General features: G+C 67.9%; 18 protein-coding genes. 10 read left to right on the top strand and 8 right to left on the bottom strand.

Annotated features, from left to right (window positions below; translation table 11 throughout):
* Positions 1 to 63 precede the first annotated feature (63 nt).
* The gene (locus FHS75_RS01110) at positions 64 to 1,212 is read left to right on the top strand and encodes an alpha-hydroxy acid oxidase (RefSeq protein ID WP_179405879.1); all 1,149 of its coding nucleotides are present in this window, start codon (positions 64 to 66) and stop codon (positions 1,210 to 1,212) included.
* Between the two features lie 66 nt (positions 1,213 to 1,278).
* Positions 1,279 to 2,097 carry a hypothetical protein gene (locus tag FHS75_RS01105; RefSeq protein ID WP_179405878.1) on the top strand — a complete coding sequence of 273 codons (819 nt, stop codon included), beginning with the start codon at positions 1,279 to 1,281 and terminating at the stop codon, positions 2,095 to 2,097.
* On the opposite strand, the gene creD is transcribed toward FHS75_RS01105, so the two are convergent.
* The 3 genes from creD to FHS75_RS01090 all read right to left on the bottom strand — a co-directional run bounded on the left by creD (position 2,094) and on the right by FHS75_RS01090 (position 5,716).
* Positions 2,094 to 3,509 carry a cell envelope integrity protein CreD gene (gene creD, locus FHS75_RS01100; RefSeq protein ID WP_179405877.1) on the bottom strand — a complete coding sequence of 472 codons (1,416 nt, stop codon included), beginning with the start codon at positions 3,507 to 3,509 and terminating at the stop codon, positions 2,094 to 2,096. The two genes, FHS75_RS01105 and creD, sit on opposite strands and share 4 nt — an antisense overlap.
* Before the next feature lie 99 nt (positions 3,510 to 3,608).
* A complete protein-coding gene (locus tag FHS75_RS01095; RefSeq protein WP_179405876.1) occupies positions 3,609 to 5,333 on the bottom strand; it encodes a M56 family metallopeptidase in 1,725 nt (574 codons plus the stop codon).
* Complete coding sequence (locus FHS75_RS01090; protein WP_179405875.1) at positions 5,330 to 5,716, bottom strand: BlaI/MecI/CopY family transcriptional regulator; 387 nt, start codon at positions 5,714 to 5,716, stop codon at positions 5,330 to 5,332. The genes FHS75_RS01095 and FHS75_RS01090 overlap by 4 nt, the downstream gene beginning before the upstream one ends.
* A gap of 199 nt (positions 5,717 to 5,915) precedes the next feature.
* Here FHS75_RS01090 and FHS75_RS01085 point away from each other — a divergent pair, with 199 nt between their 5' ends.
* Positions 5,916 to 6,380, top strand: coding sequence for a DUF305 domain-containing protein (locus tag FHS75_RS01085; protein WP_179406522.1), 465 nt, complete (start codon positions 5,916 to 5,918; stop codon positions 6,378 to 6,380).
* Entirely contained in the window at positions 6,377 to 6,886 is a 510-nt protein-coding gene (locus FHS75_RS01080) for a DUF6692 family protein (protein WP_179405874.1), read from the top strand. Before FHS75_RS01085 ends, FHS75_RS01080 begins: the two co-directional genes overlap by 4 nt.
* Here FHS75_RS01080 and FHS75_RS17775 read toward each other — a convergent pair.
* The 5 genes from FHS75_RS17775 to sdhC form a co-directional block, all read right to left on the bottom strand.
* Complete coding sequence (locus FHS75_RS17775; RefSeq protein ID WP_229735454.1) at positions 6,876 to 7,340, bottom strand: hypothetical protein; 465 nt, start codon at positions 7,338 to 7,340, stop codon at positions 6,876 to 6,878. The genes FHS75_RS01080 and FHS75_RS17775 overlap by 11 nt on opposite strands.
* A gap of 97 nt (positions 7,341 to 7,437) precedes the next feature.
* Positions 7,438 to 8,217 carry a hypothetical protein gene (locus FHS75_RS01070; protein ID WP_179405873.1) on the bottom strand — a complete coding sequence of 260 codons (780 nt, stop codon included), beginning with the start codon at positions 8,215 to 8,217 and terminating at the stop codon, positions 7,438 to 7,440.
* Between the two features lie 180 nt (positions 8,218 to 8,397).
* Positions 8,398 to 10,221, bottom strand: a complete 1,824-nt coding sequence (gene sdhA, locus FHS75_RS01065) for a succinate dehydrogenase flavoprotein subunit (RefSeq protein ID WP_179405872.1) — start codon at positions 10,219 to 10,221, stop codon at positions 8,398 to 8,400.
* A 1-nt stretch (position 10,222) separates the two neighbouring features.
* On the bottom strand, positions 10,223 to 10,606 hold the full coding sequence (sdhD, locus tag FHS75_RS01060) for a succinate dehydrogenase, hydrophobic membrane anchor protein (RefSeq protein WP_179405871.1): 384 nt from the start codon (positions 10,604 to 10,606) through the stop codon (positions 10,223 to 10,225).
* Positions 10,607 to 10,616: 10 nt separating this feature from the next.
* Entirely contained in the window at positions 10,617 to 11,012 is a 396-nt protein-coding gene (sdhC, locus tag FHS75_RS01055) for a succinate dehydrogenase, cytochrome b556 subunit (protein ID WP_179405870.1), read from the bottom strand.
* Between the two features lie 158 nt (positions 11,013 to 11,170).
* Between sdhC and FHS75_RS01050 the strand changes: the two genes are divergently transcribed.
* From FHS75_RS01050 to FHS75_RS01025, 6 genes are all read left to right on the top strand, one after another.
* On the top strand, positions 11,171 to 11,878 hold the full coding sequence (locus FHS75_RS01050) for an SDR family NAD(P)-dependent oxidoreductase (protein ID WP_179406520.1): 708 nt from the start codon (positions 11,171 to 11,173) through the stop codon (positions 11,876 to 11,878).
* A gap of 5 nt (positions 11,879 to 11,883) precedes the next feature.
* A complete protein-coding gene (locus FHS75_RS01045) occupies positions 11,884 to 12,840 on the top strand; it encodes a 50S ribosomal protein L11 methyltransferase (RefSeq protein WP_179405869.1) in 957 nt (318 codons plus the stop codon).
* Positions 12,822 to 13,493 (top strand): DUF2459 domain-containing protein, encoded by a 672-nt coding sequence (locus FHS75_RS01040; RefSeq protein WP_179405868.1) that lies wholly within the window; start codon positions 12,822 to 12,824, stop codon positions 13,491 to 13,493. The genes FHS75_RS01045 and FHS75_RS01040 overlap by 19 nt, the downstream gene beginning before the upstream one ends.
* A gap of 81 nt (positions 13,494 to 13,574) precedes the next feature.
* Complete coding sequence (locus tag FHS75_RS01035; protein ID WP_179405867.1) at positions 13,575 to 14,102, top strand: nuclear transport factor 2 family protein; 528 nt, start codon at positions 13,575 to 13,577, stop codon at positions 14,100 to 14,102.
* A 1-nt stretch (position 14,103) separates the two neighbouring features.
* Positions 14,104 to 14,928: a mycofactocin-coupled SDR family oxidoreductase gene (locus FHS75_RS01030; RefSeq protein ID WP_179405866.1), complete on the top strand. Its 825-nt coding sequence runs from the start codon at positions 14,104 to 14,106 to the stop codon at positions 14,926 to 14,928.
* Positions 14,929 to 15,065: 137 nt separating this feature from the next.
* Positions 15,066 to 15,977: a hypothetical protein gene (locus FHS75_RS01025; protein ID WP_179405865.1), complete on the top strand. Its 912-nt coding sequence runs from the start codon at positions 15,066 to 15,068 to the stop codon at positions 15,975 to 15,977.
* The last annotated feature ends 13 nt before the right edge of the window (positions 15,978 to 15,990 follow it).

Raw genomic sequence — 15,990 nt, 5'->3', positions numbered from 1 at the left:
TTCGCCTCCCCCCGGTCGCTTAGACGATTGCCGAAAGGACAATTCCCCGGCTAAGCGCTGCCCATGCGCCTTACCGACTGTCACAACATCGACGATTTCCGCCTGCTCGCGAAACAGCGGCTGCCCTGGCCCGTGTTCGACTACATCGACGGCGCCGCCGACGACGAGATCACCAAGGCGCGCAACACCGATGCCTATGCCGACACAGACCTCGTGCCCGACGTGCTCGCCGGGGTGGAGGAGATCGACACCTCGATCACGATCATGGGACGGCAAAGCGCCCTGCCGCTGATCCTTTCGCCCACCGCGCTGCAGCGCGTGTTCCACTGGCAGGGCGAGCGCGCGGTTGCCCGCGCCGCGCAGAAGTTCGGCCTCTGGTTCGGCATATCGAGCCTCGCCACCGTCTCGATCGAGGAAATCGGGGCGATGGGCGACAACCCCAAGATGTTCCAGCTCTACGTCCACAAGGACAAGGGCCTCAACGCCTCGATGATCGAGCGGTGCAAGGCCGCGAAGTTCGATGCCATCGCGCTGACCGTCGATACCATCGTCGGCGGCAAGCGCGAGCGCTGCCTGCGCAGCGGGTTCTCCTCCCCGCCGACCTTCACGATGAGTTCGGCGCTGTCCTACGCGATCAAGCCGCGCTGGGCGCTTGACTACCTGTTCCGCGAGAAGTTCGCGCTGCCCAACCTCGACACGCACGTGAAGGAGGGCACCGCGGAGTCGGTGTCGATCCAGAAGTACTTCTCCGAGATGCTCGACCAGTCGATGGACTGGAAGATGGTCGAGCAGATCCGCGACGACTGGGGCGGCACCTTCTGCCTCAAGGGCGTGATGAGCGCCGCCGACGCGCGCCGCGCCGCCGACATGGGGATCGACGCGATCATGGTATCGAACCACGGCGGTCGCCAGCTCGACGGCAGCCGCTCGCCCTTCGACCAGCTGCCCGAGATCGTCGATGCGGTCGGCGGACGCATGGAAGTGATCTGCGACGGCGGCGTGCGACGCGGCACCCACGTGCTCAAGGCGCTCGCCACCGGGGCCGACTGCGCCAGCGGCGGCCGGCTCTACCTCTACGCCCTCGCCGCCGCAGGCCAGGAAGGCGTCGAACGCGCGATCCTGCTCCTCAAGGAAGAAATCGAGCGCGGCATGAAACTGATGGGCGTGACCCGCGTGGACCAGCTTACGCGCGAGAGATTGCGGAGGCGGTAGGTCAGTCCACCCGCTCAGGCATCGCAGCGCTGGACGCGGGTTGGCGAAGGGGCGTAAAACCGATCCATGAGACATCGCCGCGTCGCCATCGCTTCCGCTCTGCTCCTCGCCGCCTGCTCCGGCGGTGACGGCGAGCAAAGCGCGGGCGAAGCAGCAGCGGGCGACACGACCTCCCCTGCCGCCCAGCCGGACTCGCGCACCAAAACGCCCCTCGAAACCGACCGCCACCCGAAGCTCGTCCGCATTCCCGCCGAGTTTCGCGGGACTTGGGCGCGGGCGAGCCAGGCATGCGCGGTTCGCAATCACGGCCGCCTGACCGTGGGCGCGAAGTCGGTCGACATGTTCGAGGGCGGCGGCGAGGCCGCGTCGATCTCGCGCGACGGCAACGCGCTCGCGGTGACGCTGGAGAACGGCGGCGCGGTCTATCTCGCGCTCGACAACGGCAAGCGGATGCGGGTGCGGCAGGGCGGCGGCGAAAGCCTGCTCTACGGGCGCTGCCCGGCTTCTGCCATCCGCAGCGAAGCTCAAGTCGGGGAGCAACCGGGCGAAGGTGCTTCGGGCGCACCGGCCCCGGCGGTCGTGCCCGCGCGCTTCGTCGGCCTCTACGCTCCCGACCGCACGGCCTGTGCCGAGGATTACGAGTACGCGCCCGCCTTCCGCAACGTCCGCGTCGGGCCGCGAGAGGTCAGATTCTTCGAGACCGGCGGCCCGGTCACCGACGTCAACGTCGAGGGCGACCAGATCGCGATCACCCTGCGCGAGCGCATCGGCGAGGGCGAAACCACGCGCGCCGTCTACTTCGCGCTCAACGGCGACGGCACCGCCCGCTACCGGCCCGGCCGGACCGAGCCGCCCGCCGTCTTCGTGCGCTGTCCCGGCGGCTAGGCGGGGACCGCCTCACGCCGTCCCACGCCGCCCCAGTCGACGCGGCGGGTGGCGTACATAACGCCCGCCAGCGCCACGAAGAGCAGCAGCGCGCCGATCAGCAACGACCACGCCTCGAGGTTGAGCAGCACGAAGAGCAGCGCGTAGAGCCCGGTCAGCATGGCGCCGATGAAGCCCGCGCGCCGCCATGTGCCCAGCACCGCCGCGCTGTAGGCGGTCAGCAGGCCGATGATCGCGGCGCTCGCGACCAGGTAGGCGGCGGTGAAGCCGACGACTTCGGCGAAGGCGAGCAGGAGCACGAAGAACAGCACCAGCCCCGCTCCGGTCATCAGGTACTCCGCCGCCGCGACGCGCGCGCCGCCGACGATGTCGAACAGCAGGAAGGCAAGGAAGGTGAAGCCGATGAAGAGGAAGCCGTACTTCACCGCGCGGTCGACCTTCGAATAGAGGTCCACCGGCTCGACGAGGCCGACGGTGACGGCGAGCGCCTGCCCCTCGCCCATCGCGGCGGGAACTACGACAGGAGGCGGCGCGCGGTAGTCGCCGCCGGAGATCGCGGGCCGCTGCTCGTCGGTGGTCACTGCCGCCTGGCCGAGCGCCAGCTTGTCTATCGTATAACGCGCGGTGAAGCCGTCCTCGCCGATGCTGCGCTCGTCGGGCAGGAACGCGCCGCCGAAGCTGGGGCTGTCCCAGCCCGACGCGATTTGCCAGACGGTGCGCCCGCCGCGCGGGACGATGGCGAAGGAACCGCTGCCGCGCAGGCCGAAGCCGTATGCGACGCCCAGCTCGCCCTCGCCGTCCCACGGCAGGAACGCGAAGAAGCCCTGTCCGCCGGTCGCACCCGGTCCGCGCCCCGGCTCCACGCCGAGCGTTTCCCCGTCCGCGACGATGCGCCCGCCGCCGGTCAATCCGCGCGGATCGGACGCTCCGATGCGAACTTCGGCCCGGTCCCAGCGCAACGCGCCGCGCGCCACGCCGAAGCGTTCGAGGTCGGCGGGCAAGGCGAAGCGGGCGGTGCCCTTGACGTCGGCCTCGAACAGCACGCTCGAATAGATCGACTTGCGGCGCTCCTCGGGATCGAGGCGCGAGGTTATGCGGTTCTCGACCGGCGAGATGTAGAGGTTGCGCTCGACCTCGACGGTGCGCGAAGTGGTCCGGCCGTTGACCGTCTCGTTCTGCACTTCGGTGGTGGTGAAGGGCACGACGACGACCGGGCCGGCAATCACCTGCTCGCCACCCCAGCCCGCGTTGATCGCGGCCTGCGCGGTGCGCGACTGCTCCTGCCGGTCGTAGACGAGCGCGTAGACGAGGATGAGCGGGACGATCAGCGCCGCCGCGACGAGTGCTGCGAAAAGGAGCTTGATCCCGGGCGAACGTTCGCGCCTGCCGGTCTGGTCGTCGGCTTCGGACATACAAGACTCCCCGTTGATCGAGCGACGAAACGTGCCGTGCGCGCGATGAACGGGGAGTTAATCGGGCGGGACCATTGCCCGATCAGGGGTTTCGGCCGGTCAGGTGATGTCGAGCTCGGCCTTCGCGGCGGAAATCTCGGCGTCCATGTCGCGCAGGATTTCGGCCTTGGTTTCCTCGCACATCGAGGTGTCGGCCTCGATCGCGGCGCGCGCCTGCGCCAGCGCGTTGGCGACGAGCTTGCGCGGGATGCCGGTGCAGATCTTCACGTAGGACGCATCGCCCGAAACCTGCCGGTGGTCGTTGGCGCTGCCCGCCTCGCACGATGCGTCGATGACCATCGCCTGCGAGAAGGTGGCATTTCCGTTGCGATCGCGGTGCTCGATCCTGATCTTCTGCACCTTGCCGTCGCGCGAGGTCCAGCGCTGGACGTGCGGAGCCGCGGCGACGGCTCGGCGGGCGGCCTGCTCGGCCTCGCGCCCGGCCCTCTCGGCCTCGCGTTCCGCGCGTTCGGCTTCGCGTTCGGCCTGCCCGGCTTCCCGCTCGGCGCGCGCCAGTTCGCGCTCGACCCGGCGTTCGACGGCGCGTTCGGCCCGCTCGGCTTCGCGCTCCGCACGCTCGGCCCGACGCTCGACATCGCGTTCGATGCGCGCTTCCTCCGCGCGGTCGAGGTGGGCGATGCGCTCGGCGCGCGGTTCGGCGAAGCGGTCGAAGAAGTCCCAGGGACTGTTCTCTTCGGACTGCCGCACGTCCACGACCCGCTCGACGACCTCGTGACGGATTTTCTCCACGCGCGGCGCATCGGGTGCAAGCGGAGCCACGGGAGCGACTCCCGGCGCGGCCGGTGCAACCGGCGCGACCGGCGCTTCGGGCGCGACAGGCGACTCGATCGCAGCATAGGTCACCGTCGCGGTCAGCGGCAGTGCGAGCGCCGATCCGGCGAGCAGCGTCCGGCCGAAAGCGCGGCGGCGCGGCGAGACATCGCCGGTCGCGAGGCTCTTCAGGCGAGTGATGATCGGCTTGTCGCCCAGCAGCGGGCCTGCCATCGGCGCGGCGAGCGAGTGCCTCGGCGCTCCGGCGAACGAGGCGATCAGCCGCCCGTAGGTCTCGCGCACTTCCTCGCCATCGAACTGGGCGACGACGCGGGCGTCGCAGGCGGCTTCCTGGTCCGAGCGCATCGCGCGCCAGGCCGCCCATGCCAGCGGGTTGAACCAGTGCAGCGCCAGCAGCGGCTGCATCGCGATGTTGGCGGCAAGATCGTTGCCGCGATGGTGTTCGAGCTCGTGCGCGATGGCGAGATCGGACTCGTCGGTGTCCGCCTCGGCAAGGAAACCGACGGGCAGCGCGACGACCTTGTCGAACACGCCGAAAGCGACCGGAGCATAGGCTTCCGGACTTTCGACGATGCGCACCTTGCCCGACGACGCGACGTGGCGTGCGTCCTCGAGCAGCTTGCGCCGCATGGCGACGTAGCCGTTGGCGCGCATCGCGAGGTAGGCGATCGCCCCGCCGAGCCAAAGAACCAGCAGGATCGTGCCGAGCGCGAGCGCCGGTTCCGCCTGGACCGTCCCGGTCGTCGCCGAGGCGAGCAGGAACTCGCCCGCGGGGGCATCGCCGGCAGCGGCGGGCATCAGCACGAAATCGGGCTGCGGCGCCAGTTCTCCGGGCAATTCGAGCGGCGGCAGGAACAGGCGGATGAGCGGCAGCGCCCAGAGCGCGTAGGCCACGCCGGGGCCGAAATGCCTTGCGACCGGCTTGCGGATGACGAGGACCAGCGCGATCAGCGCGCCGGTCGTTACGAGCGTGTCGAGAAGCCAGTCGGTCATTGCTTCATCTCCTTGAGGAGCGCCTCGATCTCGGCGATGTCCTCTTCGCTGAGGGCTTCTGCTTCGGCGAGATGGGCGAAAAGCGGTGCCGCACGCCCGCCGAACAGGCGTTCGACGAGGCGGCGCGATTCGACGCCGACGTAATCGGCGCGCTCGATGCGGGGTGAATAGAGGAAGCGCTTGCCGTCCGGCTCGGTGGCGACGGCGTTCTTGGCGACAAGGCGCGACAGCAGCGTCTTGACGGTGGCGAGGCTCCAGTCGCGCTTGTCGCAGACCTGTTCGCACACTTCGGCGGCGGAAAGCGGCGCTGCGGCCCACAGGGCCTCCATCACTGCATGCTCGGCCTCGCTGATCCGTTCGGGCTGCGCCGACTCGCCGGCCATCGCTCTCTCCTTCGTTTACACACGTAGTCGACTACGTCTGTAAACATGAACGCCGGGTGAATGTCAACGCCCTCGATTTCGCACCGACGGAAACCCTTTTCCGGACATCGCATTGAATCATTGAGACGTAGACGGGAGAACCGGCATGGCAGACATGCAGCATGGCCGGGGCGAAGGCCCCTACTGGAAATTCATGGCGATGATCGGGACGAGCACGGTGGTGATGTTCGTGCTGATGTACCTCAACACCTTCTCGGTCGAGCACGTCCTGTGGAGCGAGACGCGGTTCTGGATGGCCTTCGTGATGGGCGCGGCGATGATGGTCGTCATGCTGCTCTTCATGTGGGGCATGTATCGCAACCGCACGAAGAACTGGATCATCCTCGGCGTCGCGGCGATCGTCTTCGCGCTCGCGCTGTGGCTGGTGCGAAGCCAGACCACGGTGACCGACACCGAGTACATGAGTGCGATGATCCCGCACCACTCGATCGCGATCATGACCAGCGAGCGCGCGCATCTTCGCGACCCGCGCGTGCGCAAGCTCGCTCACGACATCATCCTCGCCCAGCGGCGCGAGATCGCCCAGATGAAGTACCTGATCGAGGACATCGAGGCGAACGGCGTGCGGACCGAAAAGCAGCTGCCGCAAGGAGTCGCGAAATGAGAACCGTCCTGATCCTTGCCGCGCTGGCGACTGCGCTCGCCGGCTGCAACCGAAACACCGCCATCGGCAACGACCGCGAGGCGCAACTCGATCCGGCACCGAAGCCCGCACCGCAAATGCCCGCCGAAAGTGCGCTGCGGAACGTCGCCACCGCAATCGTCAAGCCCGAGACGATGAGCGCTGCGGACGTCAACGCGCTGGGCGGCCTTGACGGGAAGTGCACGATCCGCCTGACGGAGATAGCCTTCCCCTCGCTGTTGTACGAGCCGGGCCGGTCGGCGGCGATCAAACTCAACGCAAAGCTTATCCCGCTGCAGGCGGCGGGCGAGAACCGCTACGAAAGCGGCGGCCTCGTCGTCACGCTGCGCCCGCTGGAGCCGGCATCGGACGACGATGCGCTTCGCAGGACCGAGATGATCGTGGTGCCGCCTGCTGCTGAGGACGAGATCGGCTATCGCGGCTTCTCGAAATGCTACCTCGCTGGCGGCGGCGGCCCTACTCCGTGATCATCACGTCGGGGATCGTCGCGAGCGTCCTGTCGCCGCAGCGGATCATGATCTCGCGGATGCGGTCGTGCGGCGTGGGCTGGCGATAGCTGACCTCGGTCGGCGTGACGACTTGCGTGACAATGCCCTGCGGCGCGCCCGTCTCGAGGCGGAAGCGCAGGCCCGGCGGCATCATGCGGTCGGCAGGCCCGGCGCGCAGGATCGTCGTGTAGCCGGGCGTGGGCAGGTCCACCTCGCCGCTGATGTTGAGCGTCGGCGTTGCGTCCGGCCCCGGCATCCGGTCGATCCAGGCATGCCAGTTGCGGCTTTCGATTACCGGGCAACCGGAGGTCGGACCGGCAGGCGGCCCTGGTACCGGAGCGGGTTCGGGCGCGGGAGGCGCAGGCGTGGTGCAGGCAGCGAGCGCCAGCAATGCGGCTCCGGTGGTGAGCTTATGTCCTGCGATCGCGTACAATGCCTGCCTCCATCCTGCGGCTATCGAACCGGCAGGGATGTTGGCAGCGAAAGGCCGGGCCTGCAACGCATCGGTCGCAGGCCCGGTCAGGGCCTCGTCAGCAGCGCGGGTGCTGGCCGATGTCGCGGATGTCGTAGATCCTGCCGTCGGCGAAGGTCACCTGCAGGCACTGGTTCGATTCGCGACGGGAATAGATGCCGTAGCGGGTGTTGCCCGAGGTGAAGTTGTCGACCTGGGTGAAGCCCCGGCGGCCGAGTTCCTCCGTGGCCCCGGCGGCACGCGCGCCCTGCAGGTCGTTGTATCGCACGGTCTGGTAGTATCCGCCGCGATTGTGGTGGTGGCTGAGGTTCGCCTGCCGCTCGTCCACGCCCTTTTCGTAGCCGTGCGAGTACGCGTCGGAGCGATCGTAGTTGTGATAAGCCGCGTTGTGGAGCCCGTCCTTGTATCCGCGATCAAACGCGCCGGTCTGCTCCTCGTTGTAGTCCTTGCCCTCGCGGTGGTGCGACTTGCTGGCGAGCAGCGCACCGAGGATGGCAAGGCCCGCCACCGCGCCGACCGCCGCGCCGGTGCTGCCGCCCGAGTGATTGCAGTCCTTGTCCGTCGCATCCATCAGCGTCTCGACCGTGTCGTTGTAGACTTCGGCGCGTACGCAGTTGTCGTCGGCATCGTCCCACCAGTAGCTGTAGGTATAGCCGCGCGAGTTCTTGTGGCTCGAAATGTGTTTGAAGCCGCGATCCTTGAGCGCGCGCTCCGCACCCCAGGCGTCCATCCCGGTAATCGATTGCAGCCGGTTCGCCTTTTCGGCCAGCACCGGCGTCGCGACGAGCGCGCCGCACACGGTGGTCGCAACCATCTTCGCGATGATCGACGTCTTCATGACATTTCCCCTCGATTGAACAGAACTTCACGAAAGTAACAGGCCGCAAGACTATGTGCACATTGTTACAGATCAAGGCGAAAATGCAGGAGCGTGGCGACCGGGTCCGGAGCAGCTAACGCGATACAGGGCAAAAGGGCCGGGAAATCCCGGCCCTTCGCGTCTTTTATGGAAGTCGCGTCAGTAAACGCGCTTCTTGGGCTTGATGTATTCGACGTCGTCGGTGAGCGTGTATTCGTGGACCGGGCGGTAATCGATCTTCACCGCGCCGCCCTTGCCGCCCCAGCCTTCGAACCAGGCGGCGGTGTGCTTCATCCAGTTGGCGTCGTCGCGATCGGGGAAATCCTCGTGCGCGTGGGCGCCGCGGCTTTCCTTGCGGTTGTAGGCCGAGGCCATGGTGACGTTCGCCTGCGCGATGAGGTTGTCGAGCTCGAGCGTCTCGACAAGGTCGGTGTTCCAGACAAGCGACCTGTCCGATACGTCGATGTCTTCCATCCGGCGATAGGTCTCGCCCAGCTTGTCGACGCCTTCCTTCATCGTCTCGTCGGTGCGGAACACCGCGGCGTACTGCGACATGCCGCGCTGCATCTGCTCGCGGATCCTCGCGGTCGGCGATCCGCCCTTGGCGTTGCGGAAGTGATCGAGGCGGGTGAGCGCCAGGTCCGCCGAATCCTTGGGCAGCTCGTCGTGCGCCTCGCCCGGCTTGATGAGTTCCTTGAGGCGGAAGCCGGTCGCGCGGCCGAAGACCACGAGGTCGATCAGCGAGTTCGAACCGAGACGGTTGGCGCCGTGGACCGAAACGCACGCCGCCTCGCCCACCGCGAACAGGCCGGGGACGACCGTGTCGGGGTTGCCGTCCGGCCCCACGGTGACGACTTCGCCGTGGTAGTTACACGGGATGCCGCCCATGTTGTAGTGCACGGTCGGGACAACCGGCAGCGGCTGGCGCGTGAGGTCGACATTGGCGAAGATCTTGCCGGTCTCGGTAATGCCCGGCAGGCGCTCTGCCAGCACCTTTGGATCGACGTGGTCGAGGTGCAGGTAGATGTGGTCGCTCTCCGGCCCGACGCCGCGTCCTTCGCGGATTTCGAGCGCCATCGAGCGCGACACGACATCGCGGCTGGCAAGGTCCTTGGCCGAGGGTGCGTAGCGTTCCATGAACCGCTCGCCCTCGCTGTTGGTCAGGTACCCGCCCTCGCCCCGCGCGCCCTCGGTAATGAGCACGCCCGCGCCGTAGATGCCGGTGGGGTGGAACTGCACGAACTCCATGTCCTGCAGCGGCAAGCCGGCGCGCAGCACCATGCCGCCACCGTCGCCGGTGCAGGTGTGGGCCGACGTCGCGGTGAAGTAGCAGCGGCCGTAGCCGCCCGTCGCCAGCACGACCGCCTTCGAGCGGAAGCGGTGGATCGACCCGTCGTCGAGGCACAGCGCGATCACGCCCCGGCACTCGCCGTTCTCCATGATCAGGTCGATGGCGAAATATTCGATGAAGAAGTCCGCCGAGTACTTCAGGCTCTGCTGGTAGAGCGCGTGCAGCATGGCGTGGCCGGTACGGTCCGCCGCGGCACAGGTGCGCTGCACCGGCGGGCCTTCGCCCATGTTCTGCATGTGCCCGCCGAAGGGGCGCTGGTAGATCGTGCCGTCCTCGTTGCGGCTGAAGGGTACGCCGGCGTGCTCCAGCTCGTAGACGGCGGCGGGAGCTTCGCGCGCGAGGTATTCGATCGCGTCCTGGTCGCCCAGCCAGTCAGACCCCTTGACGGTGTCGTACATGTGCCAGGACCAGTGGTCGGGCGTGTTGTTGCACAGCGAGGCCGCGATGCCACCCTGCGCCGCGACGGTGTGCGAGCGGGTGGGAAACACCTTGGTGATGCAGGCGGTCTTCAGCCCCGCTTCGGCGCTGCCCATCGTGGCGCGCAGGCCCGACCCGCCCGCGCCGACGACGACGGTGTCGTAGGTGTGGTCGATGATCTTGTAGGCAGGCTGGGTCGAGGAATCGGTGGCCATCTTATGCGCCTCCCAGCGCGAGGCGGATCACGCAGAACAGGCCGAATGCGGCCCCTGCGAAAGCAACGAGATTGAGGATGAGGATCGCGGCGAACTTGTTCCCGCCCTCGTGCACGTAATCCTCAAGCATGACCTGCATGCCGAGGCGCGCGTGCCAGAAGAAACTGATGATGAGCAGGCCCATAGCGACGGCGGGAAGCGGGCTCGACAGCCATTCGCGCACGGTCGCGTAGGACAGGTCCGGCAGCATGATCAGCGATACCGCCAGCCAGACGAGGAGCAGCAGGTTGCCGACAGCGGTGAAGCGCTGCACCAGCCAGTGGTGCGTGCCTTCCTTCGCGGCGCCGAGGCCGCGGACGCGGCCGATCGAGGTTCCGTTACCCATTGTGCGTTTCCTATGCGAGAAGCAGCAGCGCCCAGAAGATCGCAGCGAGCGCGACGCCGATCACCGGGCTGAGGATCGACCACATCTTGTTGGCTTCGAGTTCGTAGCCCGCGCCGATGTCGAGCACGAAGTGCCGGACGCCGGAGGCCATGTGCGTGAACAGCGATGCGCTGACGCCCGCGAGCACGACGATGCCGTACCATGACGACGCATGACCGGCGAACGTGGCGTAGGCGCCCGGCCCGCTGACCAGCGCGCCCAGCCACCACAGCAGGATGGCGAGGCCGACGACGGCGTTCGCGTTGCCGGTGACCCGGTGCAGGATCGACACGAACATGTGCGGACCCCAGCGCCAGATCTGGAGGTGCGGCGAAAGCGGTCGGTTGCGGGTACCGGCTTGTGCCATGTGGTGCGAATCCCCTTTGTCGGGCGGCGGATGGTGGCACCGCCGCAATTGGTGCCCCACTTAGCCAAATCGTCGGGCGGTGCAAGTGATGCGGCGATTAGCCCTTTGCCGCACCCCGCAGAAAAGATAGCGCAAACCGCATGACGCACGACCTGACCATGACCGCGCTCGTCACCGGATCGAGCCGGGGCATCGGCGCGGCCATCGCCGCGGCGCTGCGCGAGCGCGGCGTGCGCGTCATCGGCCATGCCACTTCCCTCGCCGACGAGGAGACAGTCGCCGCGGACTTCGCCGATCCCGCCGCCGCCCCGGCGCTCTGGGCCGGGGCGCTGGGCCGCGCGGCCGGCCGAATCGATGTGCTCGTCAACAATGCAGGGCTGTTCGAGGGGGTCCCGCTCGATACCGGCGACGACGAATGGCTCGCCGCGTGGGAGCGCACGCTGGCGATCAACCTGACCGCCGCCGCGCAGCTTTCGCGCCTCGCCGTCCGGCACTGGCAGGAGACCGGCAACGGGGGCCGGCTCGTCCATGTCGCCAGCCGGGCAGGGCACCGGGGCGATTCGCCCGCGCACTGGCACTACGCGGCGGCCAAGGGCGGCATGCTCGCGATGCACAAGACCATCGCGCGCCAGTACGCCGCGCACGGCATCCTCAGCTTCGCGATCACGCCGGGGTTCACCGACACCGCGATGGCGGGCGACTACCTCGCCGGCAGGGGCGGCCCCGGCCTGCTGGCCGACATCCCGCTTGGCCGCGTCGCCGAACCGGAGGAAATCGCCGCCATCGCCGCATTCTGCGCACTCGATGCGCCTCCCAGCATGACCGGAGCGACCATCGACGCGAACGGAGCGAGCTATGTCCGGTAACTGGTATGTCCGGTAGCTGGAAAGTCTCCGCACGGGCCCCGCGCGCCGCGGTCGAAGCCGCGCTGCTGGCGCACGAGGACGCGCTCGACTGGGATGCCGACATCGTCATTTCGGGAAGCGAAATCGCAGAGGATCGCCCCGACGACTGGCAGATCGAGGCGTGGCTCCCGCGCCGCCCGAACGGGCGCGACAAGGCGGCACTCGCCGCGCTGTTCGCAGGCGATGCCCCCCCGTTCGCGGTGGAGAAGCTGCCCGACACCGACTGGGTCACGCAAAGCCAGGGTGTTCTCGAGCCGATCCGCGCGGGCCGTTTTCACGTCCGCACGCCCGATCATCCGCCCACAAGCGGTGCCATCGATTTCGTCATCCCGGCCAGCCAGGCCTTCGGCACCGGCCAGCACGCCACGACCGCCGGTTGCCTCGCCATGCTCGATGCGATGAAGCGGCAGGGCGTGGTGGTGCGCAACCTTGCCGATATCGGCACGGGTACCGGCCTCCTGGCCTTCGCCGCGCTCCGCCTGTGGCCGCGCGCGCTCGCCACCGCCAGCGACATCGACGAGGTCTGCGTAGAAGTGGTCGAGGACAATGCGGCGGCCAACGGCTTCGAACTTGGCGGACACGCGGGGCAAGTCGCGATGACCGTGGCCGATGGCATGAACCACCCGCTGATCGCGGCGCGGGCGCCCTACGACCTCGTCATCGCGAACATCCTGGCAGGGCCGCTCGTCGAACTCGCGCCCGATTTCGCCCGGTCGCTTGTGCCGGGCGGGCACCTGCTGCTGGCCGGGCTTCTCGATACGCAGGAGCGACAGGTGCGCCGCGCCTGCCGCCACGCCGGGCTCCGGCTTGCCGCGCGCATGGTGGCGGGAGACTGGTCGATCCTGTGGCTGCGCAAGCGCGCCTTCGCCCGCGTGCGCACGACCCGGCCCGGACGGCTGCCCGAATGGTCGCGCGGCTGGTAAGGATCGCGCGCGCCGTTTTGGGCTGGCTGGCGCTGGCCGCGGGCGCGTGGATGCTCTCGATCTGGATCGGCTCCTCGATCCCGCGCAATCCGGCGTGGACCGAACCTGCCGACGGCGTAGAGATCATGGTCGAGACGAACGGCGTCCATACGTCGATCGTGATGCCCAAGGTCACGCCGGTGAAGGACTGGCGCGACGACCTGCCGGTCTCCGACATCGCGGCATCGCGCCGCCCCTATACCCACGTGTCAGTAAGCTGGGGCGAGCGCGAGGTCTTCCTCAACACGCCCACGTGGGGAGACCTCTCGCCGCTCACGGTGCTGCGCATCGCAGGGATCGGCGGCGAAGGACTGCTCCACGTGTCGCACTACGTCCGCCCCGCCCCGGCCGGGGACATCCGGCCCGTTCGCCTCACTGCCGCGCAGTACGCCCGTCTCGTCCGCAGGATCGAGGGCTACCTGCCGCCAAGAGAAGCCCGCCGCTCACACCCCGGCTACGGCGACTGGGACGTCTTCTACGAAACGGGGGGCACGTATACCTTCACCAACACCTGCAACCAGTGGACCAGCGACACGCTGGCCCATGCCGGCATGCGCATCGGCTGGTGGACGCCGCTCGCGGGCGGCGTGACCAAGTGGGTGGAGCGGCCCTGACCCCCCTCGCACAACGAACAGGCGAAAGCCCCGCGTGCCTCCGATAGCCTTCGCGCGAATAACCAGAAGGAGGTTCCGCGAATGACGGACCGGGAGAGGGAAGACTTGCCGCCGGCGCTGCGCGCGCTGGTCGACCGCGAGGAAATCTACGAAGTCCTGACGCGCTATTGCCGCGGCGTCGACCGCTGCGATGCCGAGCTGCTGAAATCGGTCTACCACGACGATGCGACCGACGATCACGGCATGTTCAAGGGCCTGGGGCACGACTTCGCCGAATGGATCGTCGCCTGGGAGCTCGAGAACCTGCGGATGGGCCAGCACCTCATCGGCAACTTCCGCTGCGACCTGCAGGGCGACGTCGCCTGGACGGAAACCTACTGCATCTCGTTCAGCGAGGATCACGAGGGCCGCAACGCCACCGTCTACAACCGCTACGTCGACAGGTTCGAAAGGCGCGGCGGCGAATGGAAGATCGCCGACCGCACCGTCGTGATCGACATGACCCGCATCGACGAGCCCGGCCCGCCCTTCGGCGACGTGCCCGGCTGGGAATTCGCGTTCGGCAAGCGCGATACTTCCGACCTGTCCTATCGCCGCGAAGGAGCCTGACATGTCCCGTGATTTCGAAGGAAAGTCCGTCATCGTCACCGGCGCCGCGCGCGGCCAGGGGCGCGAGATGGCGCTGCAGTTCGCCGCCGCCGGCGCAAATGTCGCGATATGCGATCTCGGCAGGGACCGCGTGCCCACGGTCGATTACGAGATGTCGGGTTCAAGCCTGCTCGACGAGGCTGCCGAGGCCCTGCGCGCTCACGGCGGCAAGGTGATCGCCCGCACCTGCGACGTGCGCGACCAGCAGGCCGTCGATGCGCTCGTCGAAACAGCAGTTGCCGAGTTCGGCGGGCTCGACATCGTCGTGAACAACGCAGGCATCCTAAGCGGCAACAGGCCGGTGCACGAAATGTCGGACGAGCAGTTCACCACGATGATCGACATCAACCTGACGAGTGTCTGGCGCGTCAGCCGCGCCGCCGTGCCGCACCTCATCGCGCGGGGAGGCGGGCGCATCGTCAACGTCTCGTCGGCGGCGGGCCTCGTCGGCGCACCCGGTTTCGGGCACTACTGCGCGGCCAAGCACGGCGTGGTCGGACTGACCAAGACGATGGCGGCGGAGCTTGCGCCGTACTCGATCACGGTCAACGCGATCTGCCCCGGCCTCGTCGACACGCGCATGGTCGAGCACTCGGCGGGCCAGCTGGCCGGGCAGATGGGCATCAGCGAGGACGAGGCCTACGACGCCTTCCTCGCGGTCCATCACATCAAGGAGCGGATCACGCCCTCGCAGACGGCGGCGGCGGTGCTGTTCCTCGCCAGCGAGCCCGCGCGCACCACGACGGGCGCGTGCATCCCGGTCGACGGCGGCTGGACCGCGACCTGAAAAAATATAACGCTTCGATCTGAACCGGTTGGCGCAAATGGCCTCGCTTGCGCCTTTTGCAACGGGAAATCTGCCGTTAGCCTGCGTGCCAAACAGGGTCGCATTGTACCGCTTGTCCGCTGCCGGAGGAGGTATCGATGCCCAATACCCTGCGCGAATGTCGCGAGACCATGTCCGGAGGATGGCATGGCGCGATGTGCGATTACTGCGAGGATCCGCCCCGCCCTGCCGGTCTCATCCACACGAAGGGGACCGAGTGGGAAATCGGCATTTCCAAGAAGGACAAGCTCGAACGGCGCCTTCAGCGCCTCGCGGGTGAAATGGCCGCTCACCGGACGCTGGTCGAAAGGCTTACCGAGGTCCGGCGCATCGCCCTGCGCCGCCAGCAGATCGCCGAAATCCCGCTGCGCAGCGGGATGCTCTTCAATGAGAAGGTGCTGGCCTACCAGAAGCAGCTGAAGCGCGACATCATCTTGGGCACCGCGTTCGCGGTATCGACGGTGCTGAGCATGGGAACGGGCACGCTCGTCACCAACTTCATCACCGCCACCTGGACCCGCGCGGCGGGCAGTTCGGTCGTCGCGTTCCTGTCGAGCGCGGGCATTCGCATGGCTGCGGGCAGCGCCCTGCAGATGGCTGCGACCAAGGCCGGCACCGGCGAGGCGACCACCGTGGTCAAGCGCGGACTGGAGATTGCGCAGGAACAGTACCGGCGCACCCTGTGGACCGGGATCGACGCTGCCAGGCGCATGTCCTACCCGCTCGCGCGCTTGCTGGTCGTGCGCAGCAACGTCGAGTACTACGATATCGCCGTTGCCACCGCAAAGCTCGCCAAGCGGCACGCAAGGGGGCGCATGCCCGGCGCGTCCGAGGAAGAAATCCGCTTTGCCGCCGCGCACGAAACAAGCTTCATCTGGTCCGACACCGCCTACGAGGCATACCAGATGATCGGCAAGTCCGAGGTGACGCTCAAGGCCCTCGAAGCCGTGGCAAAGCGGCTCAAGGGCGAACTGGCCCACGAAGGGGCGCACCAGTCGCGCAAGCATTGAGCAACGCGGCGAC

This window comes from Novosphingobium marinum, assembly GCF_013408095.1.
In the GTDB taxonomy this organism is placed as follows: domain Bacteria; phylum Pseudomonadota; class Alphaproteobacteria; order Sphingomonadales; family Sphingomonadaceae; genus Novosphingobium; species Novosphingobium marinum.
This window is presented reverse-complemented; position numbering and strand designations above follow the sequence as displayed.

Coding starts and splice junctions, on each gene's coding strand:
- FHS75_RS01110 (WP_179405879.1), top strand. CDS start 64: ATGCGCCTTACCGACTGTCACAACATCGACGATTTCCGCCTGCTCGCG.
- FHS75_RS01105 (WP_179405878.1), top strand. CDS start 1,279: ATGAGACATCGCCGCGTCGCCATCGCTTCCGCTCTGCTCCTCGCCGCC.
- creD (WP_179405877.1), bottom strand. CDS start 3,509: ATGTCCGAAGCCGACGACCAGACCGGCAGGCGCGAACGTTCGCCCGGG.
- FHS75_RS01095 (WP_179405876.1), bottom strand. CDS start 5,333: ATGACCGACTGGCTTCTCGACACGCTCGTAACGACCGGCGCGCTGATC.
- FHS75_RS01090 (WP_179405875.1), bottom strand. CDS start 5,716: ATGGCCGGCGAGTCGGCGCAGCCCGAACGGATCAGCGAGGCCGAGCAT.
- FHS75_RS01085 (WP_179406522.1), top strand. CDS start 5,916: ATGATCGGGACGAGCACGGTGGTGATGTTCGTGCTGATGTACCTCAAC.
- FHS75_RS01080 (WP_179405874.1), top strand. CDS start 6,377: ATGAGAACCGTCCTGATCCTTGCCGCGCTGGCGACTGCGCTCGCCGGC.
- FHS75_RS01070 (WP_179405873.1), bottom strand. CDS start 8,217: ATGAAGACGTCGATCATCGCGAAGATGGTTGCGACCACCGTGTGCGGC.
- sdhA (WP_179405872.1), bottom strand. CDS start 10,221: ATGGCCACCGATTCCTCGACCCAGCCTGCCTACAAGATCATCGACCAC.
- sdhD (WP_179405871.1), bottom strand. CDS start 10,606: ATGGGTAACGGAACCTCGATCGGCCGCGTCCGCGGCCTCGGCGCCGCG.
- sdhC (WP_179405870.1), bottom strand. CDS start 11,012: ATGGCACAAGCCGGTACCCGCAACCGACCGCTTTCGCCGCACCTCCAG.
- FHS75_RS01050 (WP_179406520.1), top strand. CDS start 11,171: ATGACCGCGCTCGTCACCGGATCGAGCCGGGGCATCGGCGCGGCCATC.
- FHS75_RS01045 (WP_179405869.1), top strand. CDS start 11,884: ATGTCCGGTAGCTGGAAAGTCTCCGCACGGGCCCCGCGCGCCGCGGTC.
- FHS75_RS01040 (WP_179405868.1), top strand. CDS start 12,822: ATGGTCGCGCGGCTGGTAAGGATCGCGCGCGCCGTTTTGGGCTGGCTG.
- FHS75_RS01035 (WP_179405867.1), top strand. CDS start 13,575: ATGACGGACCGGGAGAGGGAAGACTTGCCGCCGGCGCTGCGCGCGCTG.
- FHS75_RS01030 (WP_179405866.1), top strand. CDS start 14,104: ATGTCCCGTGATTTCGAAGGAAAGTCCGTCATCGTCACCGGCGCCGCG.
- FHS75_RS01025 (WP_179405865.1), top strand. CDS start 15,066: ATGCCCAATACCCTGCGCGAATGTCGCGAGACCATGTCCGGAGGATGG.